Genomic DNA, 5,681 nt, shown 5'->3' with positions numbered 1-5,681 from the left:
TGACGTACAGGCAAGCGCGGAGCACTCCCAGGGCCGCCAAGACGGCGATCCCTCCCGCGGTCAGCCAACCGGCTCTGCTGTGGGGTGCTTCTCCTGTTGGATACATGGCGGCTGCTCCCGTTTTAGGGTCGGTGAGAAGAGCTGAGGAAATTGGGGACAGGCTAAAAGGATTGATTTCCTGTTGAGTTATTTGGTGATCAAAGTTTCCAGACGGGATCCCAGTACCGCGGCTTTGACCACCTCTAGGTACTGCGGATTTTGGGTGAGGGCCTGTGCTTTGGCTCTCAATTGACCGGCTTCTGCCTCCGCTTGAGAAATGATGGCGCGGGCATCTTGGCGGGCCTGCTCGATCTCAAATTGCTTTTGCGCCAGTTGATTTTCGGCAATGGTTTTTGCCTCAATGGCCGCTACGAAATCAGGATCGAAATCCACATCCCGCAGCAGAAAATCCAAAACCTCGATGCCGTATTCCTTCAGCAGAAGAGCCACCCGTTCCCGAATTTGTCCTTGCAGCAGCGGGCGCTCCGTGGAATACAGAGCCTGGGCGGAAAAGCCGCTGGTCTCATTCAGAATGACCGACCGGACGATGGGGGCGATGCGATCCAGGTAATTTTCCCCCAGTTGCGTATAGACCTTGGGGGCGTCCACAATGCGAAACTGCAGCGTCGCCTCAGCCGCAATCTGCTGCCCATCCTGAGAAAGGGCCACCAGCCGCGGTGCGTAGGCGGTCGGGTCGTTGTCTTTCCAGGTCAGAGCTTGGGTTTTCACATCGAAGGTAACCGTGCGCGAGACAAAGGGCGGCACCCAATGGAGACCAGGCTGCAAAGCCATCGGGCTCACCCCCCCTCCCCAGGTGAACACCACCATATTTTCTCCATTGCCCACCAGTCGCAGCGGCCTGCCCATCGCCACTAGGATCAATACGGCTCCGGCAAGGGTGGCCTTGGGCAACCAGCGACCAACTCGCCTTTCCCAACCTTCTGCTCGCATCTCCCCATCTCCTGCGCATGCAGCCATTCTCGCGGCTGTGGGGAAATGAGGCCGAGAAATCGCCGCTATCTTTTAAGTTTTCTCCAGGGATCCCGCGAGAGATCCCGCGCTTGCTCGCCCACTGTTCTCAACGATGTCGAGTTCTCTACAAAGTTTACAAAAGATTACTTCATACTTTGCAAAGACTCGTGACAGACAAGCGAAAAGGGAAGAAGATTAAAACATAATAAAGATTTGGGTTGCCGTTCATGCTGCCTACTGTCGATTACGAGCGGCGAGATATCCAGGTGCCACCCTCCTGCATTGCCCTGGCAGCCCGGGCTCTAATCCGGCAGGGGGTATCCGTCTGCTGGCGGGAAGAAAGCCTGTCTGCCCTGATTCGGCTGGGATCCAAAGGAGCCGCCGACCGAGCCGCCATTCTGCTGGTGGAAATGAGCCTCATGGGCCAACCGGAAGAGCTAAAAAACTGGCTGGAGATGTGCTGGCAACTGCCCGCTTGTCTCAGGGAACCGCTGCAGGTGTAGGATAAAGGATCACTGCAGTTCAAGAGCCTGCCTCGTCGAGGAGAAACTGGCTGCCGTAGCCGGTAACGATGCGGGTTCCATCTTTGAGGATATGAATTTCCACCTGGTCACTGGCCCAATTAAGCTGGTTTTGCAAGGCGGGGTTGAAGACGTGCACCCGCTGGTTGCGGGAAGAGACCAGCGAGTGGGGGGAGTGAATGGCCTGGGATTGCAGGTAGGGCCCGTCCACCAAAATATCCAGCTCTTGCAGCAGCTCCTGGGCGCCGGGAGGAGCCTGGGGGGATCGCAACTCTTCCAGCGTGAATCCACTGAAGGCCATCACCGTCAGCCCTTTCGCTTTCAGGAGCCGCGCCAAGCTGGCCAGGGCAGGAGCCTGCCAGAAGGGCTCCCCTCCCGAGAAGGTCACCCCCTCGTTTCTGGGGTTGCTGAGGATTTGCTCGGCCAGGTCGGTGATCTTCACCAGTTGGTTGACCTCAAACGGCCAAGAAGTAGGGTTGAAGCAGCCCGGGCACTCTCGCAGGCAGCCCTGCACCCAGACCACAGCGCGCCGGCCCGGCCCATTGACTTCCGACTCGTCTACATAGCCCATCAGGTTAAGATAGCCTCTCGGGATCCGCGCCTGAAAGTCCAGCGCTATCTTTGCCTTGGACATGGGTCACCTGCTGCAAAACGGCTTTGAGACTACTCTTAGCCTAGTGAGAAGCCGAACGCGAAAGCTGTAATCTTATAGTCAAATTAATGGAGATGTCTCCAAAGCGCTCCGCGCCGCTGACGCCCCCAACCCCTCTCCCTCTGGGAGAGGGGAGTTAGGGATCGACGAAGCAACCATTTCGTTAGTCAGGTAGGCTGCTGGTGGAAAAGAAAGATTCTAGCTGATCATCGCGCTAGGCGCTATCCCTCCCCACGGTATAGACGGTGGGGTATCCCCCGCCTTCAGATGAAGCCAGGAGCCCCGGGCAGACTTTTCGGGATCCGGTACTCCACCATGAGCCCTGCTGCTCCTAGCTTTGCAGCAAAGTGTCTCGTATCTCGCCCGGGTAACGTGCCACCTTCCACCGCCAGCGACCGAACGCGCCATGGGCATTGACGGCTTGCACCCACTCGTCCAGATAGCGCCGCTTCACCCGGTCTAGTTCGGTGTCCTGTCCCTTTGTTTCCAGAATGAGCATGTCGCCGTTGGCCAGGCGCACAAGAAAATCTGGCCGATACTTCCGCACCACGCCGCGATACAGGTACAGGACTTCGAAGCCCAGATGGTCGTTCTTCGCCCAGGCGCTCACGGCACTGCTATTGTCCAATACGAAAGCATCCGACGCCTCCCACGTGCTGTCGTAGACGCAGACGTTGATGTGCGACTTGCGCGTGCGTTCACAAGGTTTGCTGGTGTACCAGGTGCGCATTTGGCCCGTCGAGCGGATCGGGTGGTCGCGATCGAAGACTGGCACAAGTTTCTCAGTGTTCTCCTGCCGCACCGCCTCGCAGACATGTTGCACAACTCGTGACAGGTTGAGGGTGATGATCAGCCGACGGCGCAGTTCGTCCTGATAAAAAAGAGGTGGGGAGATCAAAATCCGGTCAGAGCGAATGAACTGCTCGACAATCCGCACCAACTGCGCCAGCAAGATTTCGCGACTGCCTCTCCAGCTTTGCCTTACCTGATCGAACACATTGCGGGCAGTTTCGAAGATGATGCGCTGCGTGCGAAACTCTCGCGCCAACTTCTCCAGTTCGATACGGCTGATCTGGTTTACGTCGGGCTTGCCTTCGAGAATTGGTGCCAGTTCTGCCACTTGCGGCGTCTGAGCCGCGTCTAGTTCCAATGGCTGCACCTTTGACCAATCGAGAGTCAACGTTGGCTGAAGTAAGCGCTCGATGCGCACCACATTCGGCCAGCGGATCTCAAACTCCGCTTTGGCCGGGTCCGGTTCTACGGCGGTCTTGGGCGTTGGCGGGGGCGGCGGGCCATCTCCGCTATCCTCGTGCGGCAAGAAAGTAAAAGGCACGCCGAAGATATTGACGTATTCGGGCTCAAGCAGCCCCGTTTGTGGGTTGATCTCGTAGGATGTGCGGCGCAGGCCCCGGCCCACGACCTGCTCGCACAGAAGTTGGGAAGTGAAGGCCCGCAGCCCCATAATGTGCGTCACCGTCTTGGCATCCCAGCCCTCACTGAGCATCCCAACGGAAATGACGTTCTGGATTTTCTCGCCGGGCTGCCCCACCTGGCCCACCGTATCTACGATCTTTCGCAAACGTTCCGCCTGCTCTGCTTTGGTCAGCCGGCATTCGACCGGTACGTCCTCCTCTTCTCCATCATCGGCCTCGTCTGAAGCTTCCACCACTGCAGTGGACTCTTCCTTTGCCTCAGCCTCTTCTAGCACCTTCGAGTCGATGTGCAAGATTCCCTCCGAGTTACACAGCTCGTCAATGGGAATGCGCCGTGATTCGAAGGCGTGCTTGACCCGCGCTGCCGTCTCAGTGCGGTTACAGACAGTGATCATCACAGGCGGCGTGGGCAGGTCGGCTGCTTTCCAGGCCTTCCACGTCTCCCGCCAGTCGTAGCCCAGCAGGTAGTAGGCGTTCAGCACCAGATCCGGCAGCAGCTCTTCGGGATTGGCGCGTCGGTTGAGGTCGTCTTTCACCTCCGGGTCGTTGTAGATGTGGTATAGACGGGACTTGTAGGTTTTGGCATTGGGCACAGCGTCGTCACGCACTACAACGCGCGGGGTCTTGACCAGCCCCGATTCGATGGCGTCGTTCAGCCCGAAGTCGCTGACGATCCAGCCAAAGAGCGCCTCTTCACTGCTCTTCTTTCCCGAGGGCGCGAAGGGGGTGGCGGAGAAGTCGTAACAGGTGAGAATGCCGCGCGAACGGTGCAGCCGATCCAGGCCTCCAACCCACACCGTCGCTTCTTGGGCGCTGTCTTTTAAATCACGCTGGCGCAGGTACTTGCCTTCGGCTTCCCAGTTGACGCGCCAGGCGTGGTGCGCCTCGTCGTTGATGACCAGCAGGTTGTGCGCGTTGGCCATCTCGCCCAGCACCTCGCGCGTATAGGCTTCATCGCTCTTCGCGCCGCGTTTGTCCACGCTCTTCCGCTTTTTGATCTGCTCTTCGCTCTCCCAGGCCAGGGCATGCCAGTTGCGGACCAGCACCCGCCCCTGCCGCAGCTTGTCGAGCAGCGTGGACGGCACAATGTCGAACGCTTCGTAATAGTTACCGGCGCCCGCGGGCTCCAGCACCGCCAGCCGTTTCTTGACCGTCAGACCGGGGGCAACGACCAGCACGTTCTTCGAAAAGCGGGCATCTTGGGGGTTGGCCACTTTGTTAAGGATGTGCCAGGCAATCACCATCGCCATGACGATGGTCTTGCCCGTGCCGGTGGCCATCTTGCAGCACCGCCGATCAAAGTCCCCGCCGTCTCCCGGGATCTCAATGCCCACCCGCTCGGCAGCAGGCGCCTCGGTCAGCCAAATGAGCGTCTCGACGGCTTCCAATTGACAGAAGAAAAAGCGACGTCTGTCGAACTCCTCCGGGTCATGCCAGTGCGCCAAGAGCCGCCTGGTGATGCTGGTGATCCCGGGATAGCCTGCCTCGAGCCAGGCTTTGACGCGCGGGCGGATCTGGTTGACAAGCGGGATTTCAACGAAGATGCCCGGATCGTCGAAAGATTTGGAACCGGGAGTCGCTACCACGTAACCCGCTGGCCGCCGCCCTTCAACCAGTTCGAACGTACGCGTCTCGCGATCGTAGCGCCAGTGCTTCTTCGGCTCCTCGTAGGGAGAGTTGATGATCAAGCGGTCAATGGTAGTCCGGGCCATCGCTTTCCTCGCATTCTGTTGCTGCGCTGATCTGTTCCTTCGCCCAGTGGCACATCCGGGCAACCACGCTCGTCAGATCATCGTCAGAGGCGAGCGTGATTTCCAAATCGTCGTAGCGGAAGGCGACGGCAAAAGGGTTCAGCCGGCGCAGTTGGCTTTCCGTGACTGGCAGCGTCACGCCGCGATTCGCTAACAGGCGCGCCAGCTTGACCAGATCGTGTGTGCGCTCGAACTCGATCTGTTGCAGGAACAAGACCGCCTTGAGCGATTTCTCCACCGCCTGCTGGGCGTGGAAATAAGTACAGCCTTTTAATTTAAAATAGGGTACAGGTATTCAAGAGGAAGGAGAGAA

General features: G+C 58.6%; 5 protein-coding genes. 1 reads left to right on the top strand and 4 read right to left on the bottom strand.

All coding sequences use genetic code 11. From position 1 onward, the window contains the following. Nucleotides 1-186: 186 nt before the first annotated feature. Nucleotides 187-990: a prohibitin family protein gene (locus tag NW846_RS12140; protein ID WP_414413669.1), complete on the bottom strand. Its 804-nt coding sequence runs from the start codon at nt 988-990 to the stop codon at nt 187-189. A 248-nt stretch (nt 991-1,238) separates the two neighbouring features. Between NW846_RS12140 and NW846_RS12135 the strand changes: the two genes are divergently transcribed. Then, a complete protein-coding gene (locus NW846_RS12135; RefSeq protein WP_414516138.1) occupies nt 1,239-1,514 on the top strand; it encodes a hypothetical protein in 276 nt (91 codons plus the stop codon). A 19-nt stretch (nt 1,515-1,533) separates the two neighbouring features. On the opposite strand, the gene NW846_RS12130 is transcribed toward NW846_RS12135, so the two are convergent. The 3 genes from NW846_RS12130 to NW846_RS12120 form a co-directional block, all read right to left on the bottom strand. Then, the gene (locus tag NW846_RS12130; RefSeq protein ID WP_414348371.1) at nt 1,534-2,166 is read right to left on the bottom strand and encodes a 4Fe-4S single cluster domain-containing protein; all 633 of its coding nucleotides are present in this window, start codon (nt 2,164-2,166) and stop codon (nt 1,534-1,536) included. A 349-nt stretch (nt 2,167-2,515) separates the two neighbouring features. After that, a complete protein-coding gene (locus tag NW846_RS12125) occupies nt 2,516-5,329 on the bottom strand; it encodes a BPTD_3080 family restriction endonuclease (RefSeq protein WP_414348373.1) in 2,814 nt (937 codons plus the stop codon). Next, on the bottom strand, nt 5,310-5,663 hold the full coding sequence (locus NW846_RS12120; protein WP_083759161.1) for a HEPN domain-containing protein: 354 nt from the start codon (nt 5,661-5,663) through the stop codon (nt 5,310-5,312). The genes NW846_RS12125 and NW846_RS12120 overlap by 20 nt, the downstream gene beginning before the upstream one ends. Nucleotides 5,664-5,681 lie beyond the last annotated feature (18 nt).

The sequence above is a fragment of the Synechococcus sp. W60.3 genome, from assembly GCF_047502615.1.
Classification (GTDB): Bacteria; Cyanobacteriota; Cyanobacteriia; order Thermostichales; family Thermostichaceae; genus Thermostichus.
Note: the sequence above shows the minus strand (reverse complement) of the source record. Positions and strands in the feature narration are given on the sequence as shown.